The 16,551-nt window shown below is 72.1% G+C and carries 13 protein-coding genes; 4 read left to right on the top strand and 9 right to left on the bottom strand.

What is annotated here, in order from left to right; all coding sequences use genetic code 11:
* The first annotated feature begins 29 nt into the window (after window positions 1-29).
* A complete protein-coding gene (locus PV364_RS21510) occupies window positions 30-1,724 on the top strand; it encodes an IucA/IucC family protein (protein ID WP_319661760.1) in 1,695 nt (564 codons plus the stop codon).
* Between the two features lie 25 nt (window positions 1,725-1,749).
* Here the strand turns inward: PV364_RS21510 and PV364_RS21515 are convergent, their stop codons facing one another.
* Window positions 1,750-2,670 (bottom strand): aminoglycoside phosphotransferase family protein, encoded by a 921-nt coding sequence (locus PV364_RS21515; protein WP_319661761.1) that lies wholly within the window; start codon window positions 2,668-2,670, stop codon window positions 1,750-1,752.
* Window positions 2,670-3,389, bottom strand: a complete 720-nt coding sequence (locus PV364_RS21520) for a VWA domain-containing protein (protein ID WP_319661762.1) — start codon at window positions 3,387-3,389, stop codon at window positions 2,670-2,672. The genes PV364_RS21515 and PV364_RS21520 overlap by 1 nt, the downstream gene beginning before the upstream one ends.
* A gap of 47 nt (window positions 3,390-3,436) precedes the next feature.
* Between PV364_RS21520 and PV364_RS21525 the strand changes: the two genes are divergently transcribed.
* Window positions 3,437-3,613, top strand: coding sequence for a hypothetical protein (locus PV364_RS21525; protein WP_319661763.1), 177 nt, complete (start codon window positions 3,437-3,439; stop codon window positions 3,611-3,613).
* On the opposite strand, the gene PV364_RS21530 is transcribed toward PV364_RS21525, so the two are convergent.
* On the bottom strand, window positions 3,592-4,602 hold the full coding sequence (locus tag PV364_RS21530; RefSeq protein WP_319661764.1) for a helix-turn-helix transcriptional regulator: 1,011 nt from the start codon (window positions 4,600-4,602) through the stop codon (window positions 3,592-3,594). The two genes, PV364_RS21525 and PV364_RS21530, sit on opposite strands and share 22 nt — an antisense overlap.
* 660 nt (window positions 4,603-5,262) lie before the next feature.
* Between PV364_RS21530 and PV364_RS21535 the strand changes: the two genes are divergently transcribed.
* Window positions 5,263-6,288, top strand: a complete 1,026-nt coding sequence (locus PV364_RS21535; RefSeq protein ID WP_319661765.1) for a hypothetical protein — start codon at window positions 5,263-5,265, stop codon at window positions 6,286-6,288.
* Between the two features lie 26 nt (window positions 6,289-6,314).
* Here PV364_RS21535 and PV364_RS21540 read toward each other — a convergent pair whose 3' ends face one another.
* The 5 genes from PV364_RS21540 to PV364_RS21560 all read right to left on the bottom strand — a co-directional run bounded on the left by PV364_RS21540 (window position 6,315) and on the right by PV364_RS21560 (window position 13,300).
* The gene (locus tag PV364_RS21540; RefSeq protein ID WP_319661766.1) at window positions 6,315-7,898 is read right to left on the bottom strand and encodes a serine/threonine-protein kinase; all 1,584 of its coding nucleotides are present in this window, start codon (window positions 7,896-7,898) and stop codon (window positions 6,315-6,317) included.
* 52 nt (window positions 7,899-7,950) lie between these two features.
* On the bottom strand, window positions 7,951-8,418 hold the full coding sequence (locus PV364_RS21545; RefSeq protein WP_319661767.1) for a hypothetical protein: 468 nt from the start codon (window positions 8,416-8,418) through the stop codon (window positions 7,951-7,953).
* 534 nt (window positions 8,419-8,952) lie between these two features.
* Window positions 8,953-9,714, bottom strand: coding sequence for a signal peptidase I (gene lepB / locus PV364_RS21550; RefSeq protein ID WP_319661768.1), 762 nt, complete (start codon window positions 9,712-9,714; stop codon window positions 8,953-8,955).
* An 89-nt stretch (window positions 9,715-9,803) separates the two neighbouring features.
* Window positions 9,804-12,596, bottom strand: a complete 2,793-nt coding sequence (locus tag PV364_RS21555) for an FtsX-like permease family protein (protein WP_319661769.1) — start codon at window positions 12,594-12,596, stop codon at window positions 9,804-9,806.
* 5 nt (window positions 12,597-12,601) lie between these two features.
* On the bottom strand, window positions 12,602-13,300 hold the full coding sequence (locus tag PV364_RS21560) for an ABC transporter ATP-binding protein (protein WP_319661770.1): 699 nt from the start codon (window positions 13,298-13,300) through the stop codon (window positions 12,602-12,604).
* Window positions 13,301-13,377: 77 nt separating this feature from the next.
* Here PV364_RS21560 and PV364_RS21565 point away from each other — a divergent pair, with 77 nt between their 5' ends.
* Window positions 13,378-13,983 (top strand): PadR family transcriptional regulator, encoded by a 606-nt coding sequence (locus PV364_RS21565; protein ID WP_319661771.1) that lies wholly within the window; start codon window positions 13,378-13,380, stop codon window positions 13,981-13,983.
* A gap of 53 nt (window positions 13,984-14,036) precedes the next feature.
* Here PV364_RS21565 and PV364_RS21570 read toward each other — a convergent pair whose 3' ends face one another.
* Complete coding sequence (locus PV364_RS21570; RefSeq protein ID WP_319661772.1) at window positions 14,037-16,481, bottom strand: SpoIIE family protein phosphatase; 2,445 nt, start codon at window positions 16,479-16,481, stop codon at window positions 14,037-14,039.
* Window positions 16,482-16,551 lie beyond the last annotated feature (70 nt).

Below are 16,551 nucleotides of genomic sequence, written 5' to 3' on the forward strand. Positions count from 1 at the left end.
CGTCCTCCTGCGTAGGCTAGGGACCCATCATGCACCCCGATTCGACGACCGCGACGCGGCGCCCCACGGAGGCCGCGTTCGCCACCGGGCTGACCGCCCTGCGTCCCGGCCTGGCCGATGCCTGGGCCGCCTCGTTGCCCGGAGCCCGCGCCGCCGTCCTCGGCCGCCTGTGGCGCGCCCTGCTGCTGGAGCCGCTGCCGGGCCTGACCGTCGAAGGGCCGGGGCGGGTGCGCCTGGACGACGGCCGGCCGCTGACCGGGCCGGAGCGCCTGCCGCACGATCTCGGCCTCGCACAGGAGGAGTTGGTGCTGCGCCTGGACGGTCGCCCGTTCGACCACCCGGCGGCCCTGCTGGAGGCGCTGGGACTGCCCGGCTCCGGGCCGCTGCGGGACGAGCTGGAGGACAGCGTCGCCTCGCTGGCCCTCTCACGGGCGGGCGCGCCCCGGGCCGGCGGCCCCGACGCCGCCCCGACCGGCCGGAACGGCTCGACCGGGTCGACCAGCCCGACCAGCCCGACCGGGTTGACCGGCTTCGAGCAGGGCGTGGTCGACGGGCACCCGTACCACCCCTGCTGCCGCAGCCGCCCCGGCTTCTCGCCGGCCGAACAACTGGCGTACGGCCCCGAGCACCGCCCGGTCGTGGCCCTCGACCTCGTCGCCGTACCCGCCGCCGGGGCGCTGGTGTCGGGCGACTGGCCGGACCGGCTGCGGGACGGCGACCGGCTGCTGCTGCCCGTGCACCCCTGGCAGACCCGGCACGTCCTGCCGGGCCTCTGTGTGCGCCCCCACACCACCGCGGCGATCGCCGCGCGACCGCTGATGTCCGTGCGCACCTTCGCGCCGCTCGACGGCGGACCGCACCTGAAGACGGCGCTCAGCATGCGGATGACCTCCGCGGTCCGGGACATCTCCGCCCAGTCGGTGGCGGACAGCGCCCGGCTGTCGGAGCTGCTGGACACGCTGACGCGCCGGCTGGACGGCGGCGCGCTGCGCGTGACCCGCAACCTGGCGGCGGCCTCGGCGGTGCTCGACGGCACCGCGAGCCCCGACGTGGCCGCGCTGGTACGGGAGTCCCCGGAGGCCTTCGCCGACCCCGCCGCCGGCGAGACCGTGCTGCCGGTGGCCGCGCTCATCGGGCGTCCCGCGGACGGCGGCCAGCCGCTCGTCCGCTCCCTGCTGTCCGCGGCGGCCCCCGGTCAGGACGGCGCCGCCTGGCTGACCGCGTTCGCGCGGCTCGCGCTGCCGCCGGTGCTGCGGCTGCTGTCCTGGGGCGTCGCGCTGGAGGCGCACGGCCAGAACCTGCTGGTCGTCCTGGACCGGAGGGCCCGGCCGCTGCGGCTGGTCTACCGCGACCTGGCCGACGTACGGATCAGCCCGGCCCGGCTGGCCCGCAACGGCTTCGCGACGCCGCCCCTGGGCCGCGGGCTGAGCGACGACCCGGCCGTCCTGCACGCCAAGGTGTACGGATCCCTGGTGGCCACCACCTTCGGCAGCCTGGTCTCCGCGCTCGGCGAGGCGGACCGCCCCGCCGAGGCCCGCCTGTGGGCCGCCGTCGCCGCGGAGGCGGTACGCGCCTGCGACGCCCTCCCGGACACCCCGGACACCCGCGCCGACCGCACGGCCCTGTTCGCCGCCGAACTGCCCGTCAAGGCGCTGACCTTGATGCGCCTCCAGCAGGCCGCGCATGGCGACCAGTGGGCCCGGCTCCGCAATCCCCTGCGCTGATCCGCACCGGCGGGGCGGGCCCGGATCACGCGTACCGTTCGAGAACCGCGTCCACGGAGGCCTCCAGCCGCCGCGCCGGCAGTCCCGGCGTCAGATCGGTCCGCCCGAGCTCCCGCCACGGCACCGCGACCTTCTCGGCGTCGGGCGCGAAGGCCGGCGCGTCCAGCAGCCGCCAGTACAGGTGCGCGGCGCCGTCCGCGAGCGGCCTGCCGCCCGCCGCGGCGTAGGCCATGCCCTCCTGCGGGCCGTGCAGCAGCGCGAGCGCGGTCGCGCAGTGCGCCACGTCCAGGTCGGCCGGCCCCCAGGACGTCTCCACCCAGTCCACGACGCCGCTGACGGCGCCGTCCGCGAAGAGCACGTTCCCCGGGTGGCAGTCCCGGTGCAGGAAGCACCCCTGGTACGGAGGGGGTGCGCGGCGGATCGCCGCCACGGCCCGCTCCCACACCCGCGGCACCGGCGTCCCCTCCGGGACGCCCACCCGCTCCGGGGAGGTCCACGCCTGGTAGGGGCGCGGCCGGCCGGACTCCGGCGGTCGTACGGCATGGACGGCCGCCAGTTGGCGTGCCAGCAGGTCCGCACGCCGCGCCGCGCCGCGCCGCGCTCGTCCAGGCACACGGTGCCCGGCCGCCGGGTCATCAGCAGCGAGGGGGCGTCGCAGTGCCGCGCCGTCGGGTCCACGGCCACCAGCCGGGCCGCCGGCACGCCTCCTCCCCGCGAGCAGCGTCAGCACGGCCGCCTCGCGGTCCAGCAGCCCTTCGGCGTGGCGTCGGTAGAAGGGCGTGACGAACGACCGCAGCACCAGGTGCCGTTCGGCCGTCGTGCGCAGCAGACGCATCTGCGAGGTCCAGCCCCCGCGCAGCCGCTCGGCGGCCACCACCCGCTCGCCGCCGGCCAGTTGCCCGTCCACCCGGCTCCGGGTCGCCGCCCGTTCCCCGCTGAAGGCCATCAGCCGGCCACGATCCCCGCCGCACGCGCCGCCGCCAGCCACTGGGGGAACTCGGCCACCAGCGCCTCGTACAACGTCCCCTCCGGCACGGCACCCGGCTCCGAACCCGCGGCCCAGAAACCGGCGTTGTCCACCGGACGCCTGGCCGGCACGGGCAGTTCGTCGAGCTTGCGCAGGAAGTCGAACTCCTTGCTCGCCGGCTCCCCGAAGCCCACGAACTGCCAGAACAGCGGCAACCGCGCCGCTTCGCACAGCACGCGCTCGGCCGCGGTCCGCGACGACGGGCCCCCGTCCGTCTGGAACACCACCAGCGCGGGCTGCCGCGCGCCCGACGCCTCGTAGTGGTCGACCACGGCCCGCATGGCCAGGTGGTAGTTGGTGCGCCCCATGTGGCCGTAGCCCTCGTGCAGCGCGTTCACCCGGCCCGTGTAGTCCTCGAGCCCGATTTCCGCGATTCCGTCGACCTCCGTGGAGAAGAAGACGACGGGCACGACCCCGTCGTCGTCCAGGTTCGCCGCCAGCCCCAGCACCTGTTCGGCCAGCCGCTGCACCGTCCCCTCCCGGTAGTGCCGCCGCATGCTCCCGGACCGGTCCAGCACCAGGTAGACCGCCGCCCGCTCCCCCGCGACCCCGGCCTTCTCCAGCGACACCCGCGCGCCCTTGAAGAGCCCCACCAGCCCCGGTGCCGCGGCCTCCACCTTCTCCAGCCCGATGCCCATCCCCGCGCCCCTTCCGCCCGGCGGCGACCCACCCGGGCCGCCCCGCCATGTCCACAGTAGGCAACACGGCGCCGGGCACGGCACCCTCGCCCGGGCCGGAACGGGACGCGCTCGTCGGGCCGGAGCGCCGGGTCCCGGCACCCGCGGACGTGGACGCGGACGCGGACGCGGACGTGGGCGCCACCTCGGCAGCGGGAACCTACTACCTGCGCTCCCTCAAGTAGGCGGCGGGCGTGGCCCCGTAGGCGGATTTGAAGTGCCGGATGAAGTGACTGGCGTCCGAGAAGTGCCAGCGTGCCGCGATCTCGGACATCCCGGCCGCGCTGCCCAGGGTCATGAGTTCGTCGTGCGCCTTCTGCAGGCGCCGCCGCCGGGCGAAAGCCATGACCGAGTCGTCGGACGCGGAAAAGCAGCGGTGCAGCGTGCGCAGGGACACCCCGACGCTCTTGGCGACCATCGGCGGGGACAGGTCGCCGCTTTCGAGGTTCTCCTCGATGACGTTCTTGGCGGCCGCGACCACGGCCCGGGGATGATCGCTCAGCGCCGAACCGGGGCGCTCCGAGATGATGTGCGAGAACAGCGTCGCGCAGGCGTCCCGGGCCATGGTCCGCGCGGAGGCCGACCCCTCCAGTTCGCTGCTGCTCTTCTTGATCACTTCCAGGAAATTGACGAAGAAACGGACTTCGGGGACGTCGACATCCGATATGTGGGCCCGTCCCAGGGTTCTGCCCGACCCGATGTGCGGCAGCACGAGATGTCGCGGGATGGAAATCACGTGCGCGGTCGTCGCCGGCGCACAGGAGAACTCCCAGGATGCCTTCGTGTCACGGACGCATATCTGCCCGGGTTTGACGGAGTGCTTTTCCTTGCCCTCCAGGAACTCGATCCAGCCCGAGGTCACCAGGTCGGCGACGATCGGATCCTGGTCGAGATGGTTCCCGGACACCCCGGTCAGCGTGTCGCAGTACACCTCCGCGGACAGCAGTCCGTCGATGAGATGACCGTTCGCGACGAAGCGAAAACCGCGGGGAACGGCGAAGTCCGGCACGGCGAGGCGGATGAGATGGGAGAACGGACCGCGCTCCCAGTTCATGAAGTGCCGCTCGGAGACCCGCGCCTCCTCGGCGGTCAGGACCATGTCGGCCCGGTAGTGGACCGCACCCTCGGGACTCTGCGCGGAGATCACCGTGCCCGCCCGCCGGTGCCGGTCCATCCGGAGCGCTCCCGCCGCGCGCGCATCGCCGGCGCCGGGGCGACGGCGTGCCCGGACGTTCGCGACAAGGTTGTCACCCTTGCGCGGGCCATGCGTGACTCAGTCATCGAACGTGAATGCAATTCCTTGATCCATTGCGGTCGGCTGCCGGATTCGAGACCTCTCCCCGCAGGGGAACCGACACATCAAGCGGGCGTCATTGCCCGTGAGGCCGCTCGCCACCGGATTGTCCCCGCGGCGAGACACGGCACGCACGACGCACCGCGGCCGAGTCGAAGGCTGCTCGTCCGCATTATTGCCGACCATCCGCCTCACAAAATAGTACGGCCGTGCCAGAGTTCCGTTCCCGGCGGACGAGGAGGGCACCCGCATCCCATGAATGCCGCCCGGACAGTGCCCGCCGATCCGCTCGTCCGGACATCCGGCCCGACAACCGGCCGAATAGAATATCCGCGCCCGGGAATGGAATACGCACGCCAATCCGGGCGAATCATGTCCCTTATGCCTGATACTTTGTCAGCTTCCTTTCCTGCCCGCCCTGTTCGGTCTCCGCGCCGCGTGAAAACAGGTTTATGATCTGCTCCGTCATCGGCCCCGCGTCGCATCGACCGCCGTTTGACGCAGAAGCCGTGGAAGACGGAGAAGAGGACAGCGCGCGCCATGAACCAGCCAGGTGTGTCGATCCATCAGTTGCGCGTCGTCATGGCCGTGCTCAGCCTCGCGTTGTTCGTCCAGACGGCGTTCTGGCTCCTGTACGACCTCGTCGTGCGCGGCCTGCCGGGCGCGTGGACGATGTGGACGACCGGGTACGTCCCCGGCCTGTCGGCGACGTCCTCCCTCGACCTGGGCCTGGCGGCACTGCAACTCGCCGCCGCGGCGGGTGCGTTCCTGGGGACCCGGGGCGCCGGCGGGCTCCTGGTGACGGCCTGTGCCGTGACACTCGGCTTCCGTCTGCCCGCGGTCTGGTACTTCCTGCTCGACTCGCCCGCCGACCCGTGGTTCGGCCCGCTCACGGGCCCCTCGGTGAACGCCGTCGGCGGCAGCGCCCTCCTCGCCGTGGTGGTCGCCCTCGTCCTCGGCGCACTCCTGCTCCTGGCCCGGCACATGGAGTACGAGGCCGCCGCCGCGGACGCGGCATCCGGCGGCGGGATCCGCCCCGTGAAGGTCACGGCGGCCACTTCGGGGCTGTTGCTGGCGGTGCTCAACATCTTCTACATCGGCCGGAACACGGTGACGGCCTTCCAGGTGGGCCCCGGCGTGCTCGGCGACCTGCTCGTCGGCAGGGGCACCGGGCGCGCGGTCCTCGGTGTGTCCGCCCCGTACCAGTGGGCCTGCCTGACCGTGCTGTGCGGGGCCGGCATGCTGCTGGCCGCCAGGCGCCGCCCGGTCGCGACGGGATTCTCCAGCGGGCTGTCGCTGTTCATGATGCCGTCGGCGTTCACCGATCTGTGGGCGTACACGGCCGCCACGATGTCGCCGACCCTCGTGGACACGTCCCAGCACCTGCTGGAGTTCGTCGGCTCCGCTGCCGTCGTGGCCCTCACCATCGGGGACGTCCGCCGGGAACGGCGGCCGGACCGCCCCGCCGTGCAGGCGCCCGAGGTACCCGAGACGGAGGCGCCGGAGACGCCCGAAGCCGGCAGCCCCGCACGGCGTGAGGTCGAGTCCGAGCCCGCCGAGGCCTGAGCCCGGGGCCCACGGCCCGCGCGGCGTCAGTCGGTCGGTCCGGTCAGCCGGAGCCCGTCCACCGCGTGCTCGAAGACCGCCCGGCGCGAGGCCAACTGGTCGGCCGGGGCGGAGAGGTAGACCGTGAACTCCTGCTCTCCGGGCTGCCCGAATCCGAGGTCGATCGCGCGGAACGGACGTACCTTGCCCCGGAAGGTGAACTCCCATATGGCGGCGGGCCGTCCGCGCCATTGCGTGCTCTGCATGCGCAGCTGCTCGTAGCCGTCCAGGTTCGGGACCGTCTGCGCCTCCAAGTCCTTGAAGTGCTGCAGGGGGCTGGGCCCCGCGAAGTCCAGCGTGCCGATGCGCAGTCCGACCAGCCCCGTCGGGTCGACGTACACGAACTGCCGGCCCGCATCGCTCACCTGCCGCGTCCAGCCGTCCGGCACGGGGATGGCGAAGCCGCGGTCCGGCTCCTCGGCCAGGTGGTAGCCGTCCGGGACGGGAGGCGGGCTGTACGAGGGGGACGGCGAGGCGGCCGCGGAGGTGGACGGCGTGCTCGGCGGCACCGACGGTGACGGCGAAGACGACAACGGGGACGGCGACGACGGTCCGGGCGAGCCGGCGCCGGCGTCACCGACACCGCCGAAGTGCGGGGCGGCGTAGAACCCGCCCCCGGCGAGAGCCGCCACCAGGACGCCACCGGCGGCCCACAGCGGCGCCCGGCGGCCGCGAGCGCGCGGCACGAGGACCGGGGCGGTCAGCGGCTGCGGGTGTCCCAGGGCTTCGCGGGGCACGCCGGCCGTGGCCGACTCGGCGGCCACCGCCCGCAGCATCCGCTCCGCCTCCACCGCCGACAACCGCCGCCCCGGCTCACGCACCAGCAACCCCGCGATCACCGGACCCAGCCCACCCGCACGACCCGCCACCGGCACCTCATCCGTGGCAATCGCATACGCCGTCTCGATCGCCGTGTCCCGACGAAACGGCGAACGCCCCTCCACCGCCTGGAACAACGTCGCCCCCAACGCCCACAGATCCGCCTCAGGACCCGGCACACCACCCGTCAACCGCTCCGGCGCCAGAAAATCAATCGACCCGATCAACTCCCCCGTACGCGTCAACGTCGACGTCCCCGACGCCTGAGCGATACCGAAATCCGTCAACACCACCCGACCGGTCTCCGACAACAGGACATTGCCGGGCTTGACATCCCGGTGCAGCACCCCCGCCGCATGCGCCGCACGCAACGCCCCGATCATCCCCCGCCCGATCCGCGCCGCCTCCTCAGGCCCGACCGGCCCCCGCTCCTTCAGCAGATCACCCAACGTCGTCGCCGGAACGAACTCCATCACGATCGACGGCAGCCCCTCGTCCTCCACCACGTCATGCACCACCACGACATTGGGATGACTGATCCGCGCCGCACTGCGCGCCTCACGCCGCGTCCGCTCGAACAACGTCTCCACCTCGTCGTCCTGCAGATGCGGCTGCGGCGGATGCAACTTCTTCACCGCCACCGAACGCCCGAGCAACTCGTCCTCGGCCCGCCACACGGTGCCCATCCCGCCACGGCCTATCCGCTCGACAAGCCGGTACCGCCCAGCCACCAAGCGTCCGAGGTCCGACATCGCGCGATACTCCTTGATTCTCCGTTGACGGATCTCGTGGGTTGACGGGCCGTCACGACAGTGCGGTGACCCGCGCCTCCGTACGGCCTCCGCCGGAGCGCAGGACGATGTCGTAGAGGTAGGTGTCGCCGTCGCGGGGGCCCAGGGCGGCCCGCGCCCCGGGGGGCAGGAGGCGGGAGACGGTCTCGTGCCGTACGCCCGGTGCCGAGCCGCTGATCCCGACCAGCCGCAGGTCGGTGCGCCCGGTGTTCTGGAGCGTCACGGTGCGGGTCCGCGGACACGGGGCGGTGCGGGTGCCCGCCGGGCACAGGAAGCGCACGTCGCCGAAGCTCGCCAGGCCGCAGGAGACGTCGGTGGCGTAGCCGATGTCCGACGAGCAGACGGCGCCGACCCGCAGATCGCTCGGGAGCGTGGCACCGTCGTCCCCGGACCGGTGCGCGGCGCCGCTCCGCGGCTGCGCGAGGACGAATACGCCGAGAACCGCCGTGGCGAACACGGCGGACACGAGTGCATTCCGCACGGGTTGCTCCAGGGTTCGCGGGCCGTGAAAGAATCCGCGCATTGTGCCCCTGGCCGGAGTCGGGACAGCCTTTCTCACGAGGAAGACGGCTTTCACCGGAGAACGGCACGTACCTTCAGGAGCGGCACACATCTTCCGTCCCGTGAAACACAGGCTCCGGACCCGCCTGTGAAATCACCGCACATCAGTGGCTCCTTGACGCTGCCGGTCCGGATACGGCCCCATGCCCAGGCCGCGGGACGAACCGGCCCCCACGTTCGGGGAATTGACGACAACCCGCTCGAGGTTAGCCGTCCCCGTCCGCCCGCCATAGAATCGGGGCGCCATTTTCCCGCGCCGTCGCGCACCGGAAGCGGCATGCTTGATCCATGGCCGGGCGGGCCATCCGTTCGCGCCGTCCGTCCGGGCGGACGGAAACCCCGAAAGGGCCCCGCCCGTTCGCGAATCGGAGCTCGGCGAACCGGGAATCCCCGCCGGGGAAAAGGATCGTGCGGCCGGGGGTGCCGCCCCGCCCACCGCAGGAGATCGCCTCCCTCACGGCCGGTCGAAGGTGGCGGGCACCGGCAGCAAGGACCATCGTGACAGGGGCCAGGCGACGACGAAGGCCCGGCCGATCACGTCGTCGACGGGCACGAAACCGCCGCCCGGTTCCTCGACATGGGCGCGGGAGTCCCTGGAGCTGTCGCGGTGGTCGCCCATGACCCACAGGTGGTCCTTCGGGACCTTGACCGTGCCGACCGGGAGGTCGTCGCAGGGTGTGGCGCCGGGGTAGACGTAGGGCTCGTTCAGGGGCCTGCCGTTGACCTCGACGGGTTCGCCGCGTTCGCACGTCACGGTGTCGCCGCCGACCGCGATCACACGCTTGATCAGGTCCTGCTCGTCGGCCGAGGGCATCAGGCCGACGAAGGCCAGGGCCTTGCTGATCACGTTCGGCGAGGCACCGCCGTCCTGTGCGGGCTGGTCGTCCAGCCAGCCGCCGGGATCCCGGAAGACCACGACCTCGCCGCGCTGCGGTTCCGCGCCGAACCACGGGGTGAACTTGTCCACCAGGACCCGGTCGCCGACCTGGAGGGTGTTCTGCATCGAACCCGAGGGGATGGAGAAGGCCTGGACGAAGAACGTCTTGATGCCCAGGGCCACGACCAGCGCCACCACGATCAGGATCGGCAGCTCCTGCCACCAGGGCCACTGCTTGCCCACCTTGCGGACCTTGCGGGGCCGCTCGGGTCGCGCTCCCGCCAGGGCGGTGCCACCGGTCCCCGCGGTGCCGGTGCGGTCGTCGTCCCCGACGGTCATGGGTGCTCCTTCGTGGTGCCTGCGCGCGTTGCGGTACCCGTGGCACGCGTCGTGCGTTCCTGAACAGCGGTGAACCCGCCGTGCGACGCTCAGTCTGCCGCCAGGAGGTGGGCGGGGGCGATGCGGGAGTGGGCCCGGATGGGGAAGGCGAGGGCGGCGCTGACGAGGGCGACGGCGGCGAGGGTGGCCAGGAGGGCTGCGCCGCCGACCGTGAGCAGGTGTCCTTGCAGTACCCCGCTGCCGATCGCCAGGACGGCGGCGAGTCCCGCGAGGGCTCCGGTGAGGCCGCCCAGGAGAGCGAGGAGGATGCCTTCGTGGACGGTGAGGCGGGCGAGTTCGCGGGTGGTCCATCCGGTGGCGCGCAGGACGGCGAGGTCGGCGGCGCGCTCGCGTTGGGACAGGACCAGCACGTCGACGGCGCCCGCCGCGCCGAGCAGCAGGGACAGGGCGACGCTGAGGTAGTCGGCGGTGCGCGCCTGGGCGACGACGGCGTTGCCGAGCAGGGAGCCGGCGACTTCGCCGCGGAAGGCGAGGGTCAGGGCGAGCAGCACGGTGAAGGCCGCGACGCCGAGGGCGAGTCCGGCGGCGCCGAGCAGGGTACGGCCGGGGACGCGGAGCAGATTGCGTGCGGCGAGGCCGAGGACGCTGCGGACGGGTGCGGCCCGGCCGCCTGTGGTGACGGGGGGCCGGATGGCGTCGATGGGTCGCAGACGGGTGGCCCGCCAGGCGGGGACGGCACCGGCGGTGAGGGCGAGCAGCAGGGCGACGGGCAGGACGAGGGCGGCTTTCGCGGCCGCGTCGGACAGGCCGAGCAGCGAGCCCAGGAGGTACGCGAGCAGCGCGCCTGCGGTGCCCGCGGCGAGGCCGATGACCGCCAGTTCACCGAGGACGAGGCGGAGGATGTCCCGTGATGTCCAGCCCACGCAGCGCAGGGTGCCGATCTCGGTGCGGCGGGAGCGCACCGAGGCGAGCGCGGCCTGCGCGAGGAACAGTCCGCACACCACCAGCACCAGGACGAAGAGCACCGCGCTCTTGGCGTCGACGGCCTTCAGAATGCGCAGGGCCACGCCCTTGGCGGTCCAGTACTCGCGGACGTTCACGCCCGACAGCGCGATGGTCTGCGGCGCCGGGGAACTGCCGATGGTGATGTCGACCTGCAGCCCGGGGTACGCGGTGCGGATCCGCCCGGCCACCGCGTTGACGCGGGCCTGGGAGGCGGCGTCGACGCCGGTGACGCCGGCCACCCGGATACGGATAGCGCTGACGGGTGCCTTGTCCTGCAACGACGGCAGCCGGCGGCTCTTGGTGAGCACGGAGATCGAGTCGATCGTGGTGAGCATGGTGGGCGGCGCGGCGAGGTAGCCGCCGAGGTTCCGGTCGGGAGCCAGGGGCCGGTCGTGCAGGGCGGCCCGTGCGGCCGCGTCGGCGCCGGTGACCTGCGGGGAACGGTAGGTCTCCAACGGCACCTGCGTCAGCGAGGAGAAGCCGGGCAACTTGGTGGCGTCGTAACGCCCGACGGGGGTGAGATAGGGGATCGGGGTCCGCCCGGAGTCCTGGTGGCCGCAGGTCTGCGTGCCCCAGCAGGCGGTGCCCGGGTGGCTGGTGACCTTGCGGAACTGGATCCCGGTGTTCTCCTCGGGCACCATCTCGATGAACTGCCCGTCCGAGTTGGTCCGCCAGAGCTCGGGCGACTGGTCCGCGCGGGCGCGTGGGGCCAGGCCGTGGTCGGTGCGGTCGTAATCGACGGGGCCGACCGTCCAGTAACTGTCCGAGCGAATCTGGTCGGTGCTGTCCGGGAATGCCTCGGCGAGGTCGGCGCTGATGTGTCCGACGGGCGTTCCGCGCAGGCCGTTGACGAAGTCGTGGGCGGCGGTGCTGCCGAGCTTCTCGGGCAGAGCCAGGGGGTTGCCGGTGTCCAGCCGCTCAACGGTGGCGTGCACGGTACCAGCGGTGAGCGACCGGTCGTTGAGCACGACCGGGACCTTCCAGTACGGCTTGTCCGACCAGCCCTCCTTTCGGTTCCAGACGGGCTTGTCCCGGTCGGTGAGCATCCGGCCCTGGGTGATCGCCCGGCCCAGCCCCACCAGTTGGTTCTCGGCGGTGGGGTCCACCGCCGACAGCAGCACCGGGTAGGTGACCGGGAACTCGGCCGTCGCCTTGTCGTGGCCCGACCGGCACGTCAGCCACGCGTTCATGTCGGGGTCGAACGGCGACTCCTCGCGGCGGTCCTCCCGGATGAAATTGGGCTGCAGCGGCTCGTAGCCCCCGTCGTCGGCATGCTGAATGTGCAGGTCGGTCTTGTTGGAGTTGTAGTACCAGCAGACGTAGTAGGTCTTGGTGCCCACATGCTCCTGCACCATCCCGGGGAACAGGGCGTCGGGCAGCTTGGTGGGCGGTCGGATGGGGTTGCGGGTCAGGTAGACGTACTGGTCGGCGGCTCGATACGTGCCCAGTCCCGCGGTCAGGGTCGGTTTGATCCGCAGTATCTGGGCGGGTGCCTTGCTGTCCAGGAAGTCGGACACATCGATCTTCATGGTGCCCTGCACCATGAGGTAGCCCAGGTTGGCGACCGGTGCGGCGATCTGCACCCCGGGCATGTCCTTGATCGCGCCGTACTGGCCGAGCGTGATGCCGCCGAAGATCCCGGACAGGAAGTTGGCCTCGACCAGGCCGTCGGCCCGCTCGATGGCGGTCTGGCTGCCGCGGGGGCGGACGAGGACGTCGTAGGCGGAGCGGGCGTTCTTCCGGACGGTGTCGGTGGTGCGGGCCTGACTTGTCGTCACCGTCGAGGTGAGCAGGGTGAAGCTGGTGGCAGCCACCAGGATGCCGGCGGCCAGCGCCAGCGCGCGGCCCCGGTGCCTGCTCAGCTGGGAGAGGATCATGGCTATCACGGACGCAGGCCCCCGAGCCGGTCGAGGACGTCGTCGGCCGGCGTCACCTGCTCGTCGGAGGTGATCCGGCCGTCCTGCAGCCTCACGATCCGGTCGCAGTTCGCGGCGACCTCGGCGTCGTGGGTGGCGATCAGCATCGTCGTGCCGTACTGCTCGCTCAGTGACAGCAGCAGGTCGATGATCTCCCGCCCGGTGGAACTGTCGAGGTTGCCGGTCGGCTCGTCCGCGAGCAGCAGCCCCGGGCGGTTGATCAACGCCCGGGCGACCGCGACGCGTTGCTGCTGTCCCCCGGAGAGCTGCGAGGGCAGCGCGTCGGCGCGTTGCGCCAGGCCGACGGCGTCCAGGAGTTCCATGGCGCGCTCCCGCCGGTCGAAGTCGACCCGGCGGGGCAGTACCGGCACCAGGACGTTGTCCAGCGCCGTCAGCGCGGGCAGCAGGTGGAAGCGCTGGAAGACGAACCCGATCCGGCGGCGGTGCGCGTCCAGCCGGGCCGGCGTCAGCTCGACACCGTCGACCTCCACCGTGCCGGAGTCCGGCCGGTCCATACCGCCGATCACGTGCAGAACGGTGGACTTGCCCGCACCTGACGGGCCGGTCAGCGCCACCGACACACCCTCGTCGATGACCAGGTCGACGCCCTCCAGCGCGGTGATCCCCGGATACCGGCGGGTCACCCCCCGCAAGGTCACACCCATGAACCCCTCCCACCCTCCCGCAGCGCTGCATTGCCGCAATGCAGCGGTACATTGTCACAATCCACAGGGGGTGTAAAATGCCACTGCACCACGCGGTGCTCGCGTTGCTGTCCGAAGGCCCGAGCCACGGCTACGAACTCAAAGGACGCTTCGAGCAGGCCATCGGCCCCCAGTGGGGCGGCCTCAATATCGGCCACCTGTACCAGATCCTGGACCGCCTGGTCCGCGACGGCTACGTCACCAGGTCCCAAGTCGCCCAGTCCGACCGCCCCGACAAGACCCGCTACCACCTCACCCCCACCGGGCAGGGTGAGTTGCGGACCTGGGCGACGACCGCCTGGACGCGCACGGGCGGCTTCCGCGACGAACTCTTCCTCAAACTCTTCGGCGCGGCCTCCGTGGGCCCCGAGGCGCTGGACGCCCTCGTCGCGGCCCAGCGGCAGACCTATCTGTCCGAACTCGCCGGCCTCACACGCCAACGCCGCAACCACGCGGACGACCCCCTGGTGGCCCTGCTCATCGACGCCGCCATCGCCCACACCAAAGCCGACCTCGAACTGATCGACAACGCCGTCGGCCGCCTCGCCGCGCTGGCCGACGCCCGGCCGGGCGTTCGTGCCGTCACAGCACCGCTGGTGGACACCGTGGCAGAAGAGGGTCACAACCCCTCCATGTCCGCCTGAGTTTCTCCGCCGTCCGTGGCCGGCGTGTGCGCGGAACGGGACTCCGACGCCTGTCAGATGCCGGGGGTCAATTCCTGTTCGGCCCAGACGATCTTCCCCTCGCCCATGGTGTAACGGGTTCCGCGGCGCTGGGAGAGCCGGTTCACGAGGAGCAGCCCGCGGCCGTTCTCGTCGGTGACGCGGGCGTGGCGCAGGCGCGGAAGAGTGTTACTCCTGTCGGAGACCTCACAGGTCACGAACGCGTCGCGAATGAGGCGGAGGCCGATCGGCCCTTTGCCGTGCCGTACGGCGTTGGTGACCAGTTCGCTCACGATGAGTTCGGTCGACGTCACCAGATGTTCCAGCCCCCATCTCGCCAGTTGCCGTGCGGACAGGAATCGGGCCTTGCTGACGGCGGCCGGGTCGGGAGGCAGGTCCCAGGAGGCGACCTGGCAGGAGCCGAGTCCGTGGGTCCGGGCCATGAGCAACGTGATGTCGTCGGCCGGCGGGTGCGCCGACAGGGCCTCGACGACGGCGGAGCACCGGTCGTCCAGCGGGAGGTCGTGCTGGGCCAGGACAGCGCGGAGACGGTCGGTCCCGGCGTCGAGGTCCTGGGTTCGCGATTCGACCAGGCCGTCGGTGTACAGGGCGAGGACGCTGCCTTCCGGCACCTCCAGCTCGACGGCCTCGAATGAGGACAGCCCTACGCCGAGTGGGGTTCCGGGCGGGAGGTCGGGAAAGGTGATGCGGCCCTGCGGCTCGATGATCGCGGGCGGTGGGTGACCGGCCCGTGCCATGGTGCATCGTCTCGTCACCGGGTCGTAGATGACGTACAGGCAGGTGGCCCACAGGACTTGGGTCGCCAGTTCCTGGACGCCGTCCTCCCGGGTGAGACGGATGATCAGATCGTCGAGGTGGGTGAGCAGGTCGTCGGGGGGCAGATCCAGGTCGGCGAGGGCCCGTACGGCGGTGCGCAGTCTGCCCATCGTCGCGGCGGCTTCGATACCGTGCCCGACCACGTCGCCCACGACCAGTGCCACCCGGGCCCCCGACAGCGGGATCACGTCGAACCAGTCTCCGCCGACCCCCGCGTCGATGTCGGCCGGCAGGTAGCGCGAAGCCACGTCGACGGCGGATCCGCCGGTCAGATGGTGAGGGAGCAGGTTGCGCTGCAGGGCCAGCGCTATGGCACGTTCACGCGTGTACCGGTTGGCGTTCCTCAGGCCGACCGCGGCCCGCGCGACGAGTTCCTCCGCGAGGAGCAGGTCGCCGTCCTCGAACGGCGTCGGATTCCTCGAACGAGCGAAGGCCGCCACGCCCAGCGCCTCGCCGCGGGCGTGGATCGGCACGACCATGAAGGCGTGGATCCCGTACTTGCGGATCTTCTCGGCCCAGGCCATGCCCCGGTGGGGACGGCTGTCCGGCGGCAGCCTCAGGACCGTCCTGGACGGTCTGCCCGAGGACAGCACGAAGGCGTAGGTCGAGGTCGGCGGGACGGAGATCTCCTCCCCGGGCGCCCAGATCGCCTCCGGGGCCCCCTGGTTGACCGACGCCAGTCCGGCGCGGCGGAACGGGGGGATCGGGCTGTCCGCCGGCGCCGGGTAGAGCAGGGCGTCCTGACCCAGCCGGACCGGGTCGGCCAGGTCGACGATCGCGAAGTCCGCCAGGAGCGGCACCGCGATGTCGGCCAGTTCCTGCCCCGTCCGCGCGACGTCCAAGGTGGTGCCGACGCGGGCGGCGGCACCGTCGACGATCGCCAGGCGCTCCCGGGCCCGGTCCCTGTCGGCGATGCTCACCCACATGGCGCACAGAGCCGGCGGGCTGCCGTCGGGGCCGTCGAGGCGGAAGTACGAGGCCTCGAAGGGGCCGTACGCGCCGACCGACGAGAGCCATTCGGGATATTCGAGGTCGATGGCCGAGGTCCCGCTCCGCAGGACGTGCCGCATCGCCGTCTCCAGTGCGTCGGACTCCGTGCTGGGCCGTATGTCCGACAGGCGCCGGCCGAGCCGCGTCGCGGAGGGAATGCCGTCGACGAGCTCCGCGGTGCCGCTCACCCAGGTACAGCGGAGCTCGGCGTCGCGGATGCAGATCGCGACCGGTGCGCCGCCCAGGAGGGAGGACGGCCTCAGGCCCCTTGCCGCCGACGAGAGCACGGCGTCCGCCCGGGTCACCGTGACGAGCCAGCGGACGGCTCCATCGGGCCCGGACAGCCGGGAGAGCCGCAGCCCCACTTCGAGGGTGTGCCCGTCCATGTGGCGGAGCGCGACGGGGCCGGACCAGACGTCCGGGCCGGGGGAGCGCTGCACACGGGCGGATGCCGTCGTCCAGTCCGCGGCCGATGCCAGCATGCTTGCGGCCGGACGCCGCATCGCCTGCACCGGCGAGTAGCCGACCAGCCGCCGGGCCGGCTCGGTCCACCCGAACACCGCCCCTTCCTCGTCGATCACCGCCATCGGGGTGCAGACCACCTCGGAGACTTCCAGCAGTGTGGGGGGACGGTGTCCTTCGTTTGTGGTCATCGGAGAGGTCTCTCCTGACTGGGCATGTGCCTCAAAGGAGCCGTCGACGTGGGCCGCGCCGGGCAGCCCC

It is taken from the genome of Streptomyces sp. MI02-7b (genome assembly GCF_033793585.1).
Lineage (GTDB): Bacteria > Actinomycetota > Actinomycetes > Streptomycetales > Streptomycetaceae > Actinacidiphila.

Excerpts from the sequence above, each read along its gene's own strand:
- PV364_RS21565 (WP_319661771.1), top strand. The coding sequence starts at position 13,378 with ATGCCACTGCACCACGCGGTGCTCGCGTTGCTGTCCGAAGGCCCGAGC.
- PV364_RS21560 (WP_319661770.1), bottom strand. The coding sequence starts at position 13,300 with ATGGGTGTGACCTTGCGGGGGGTGACCCGCCGGTATCCGGGGATCACC.
- PV364_RS21525 (WP_319661763.1), top strand. The coding sequence starts at position 3,437 with ATGTCCACAGTAGGCAACACGGCGCCGGGCACGGCACCCTCGCCCGGG.
- PV364_RS21555 (WP_319661769.1), bottom strand. The coding sequence starts at position 12,596 with ATGATCCTCTCCCAGCTGAGCAGGCACCGGGGCCGCGCGCTGGCGCTG.
- PV364_RS21510 (WP_319661760.1), top strand. The coding sequence starts at position 30 with ATGCACCCCGATTCGACGACCGCGACGCGGCGCCCCACGGAGGCCGCG.
- PV364_RS21535 (WP_319661765.1), top strand. The coding sequence starts at position 5,263 with ATGAACCAGCCAGGTGTGTCGATCCATCAGTTGCGCGTCGTCATGGCC.
- PV364_RS21570 (WP_319661772.1), bottom strand. The coding sequence starts at position 16,481 with ATGACCACAAACGAAGGACACCGTCCCCCCACACTGCTGGAAGTCTCC.
- PV364_RS21530 (WP_319661764.1), bottom strand. The coding sequence starts at position 4,602 with ATGGACCGGCACCGGCGGGCGGGCACGGTGATCTCCGCGCAGAGTCCC.
- lepB (WP_319661768.1), bottom strand. The coding sequence starts at position 9,714 with ATGACCGTCGGGGACGACGACCGCACCGGCACCGCGGGGACCGGTGGC.
- PV364_RS21540 (WP_319661766.1), bottom strand. The coding sequence starts at position 7,898 with ATGTCGGACCTCGGACGCTTGGTGGCTGGGCGGTACCGGCTTGTCGAG.
- PV364_RS21515 (WP_319661761.1), bottom strand. The coding sequence starts at position 2,670 with ATGGCCTTCAGCGGGGAACGGGCGGCGACCCGGAGCCGGGTGGACGGG.
- PV364_RS21520 (WP_319661762.1), bottom strand. The coding sequence starts at position 3,389 with ATGGGCATCGGGCTGGAGAAGGTGGAGGCCGCGGCACCGGGGCTGGTG.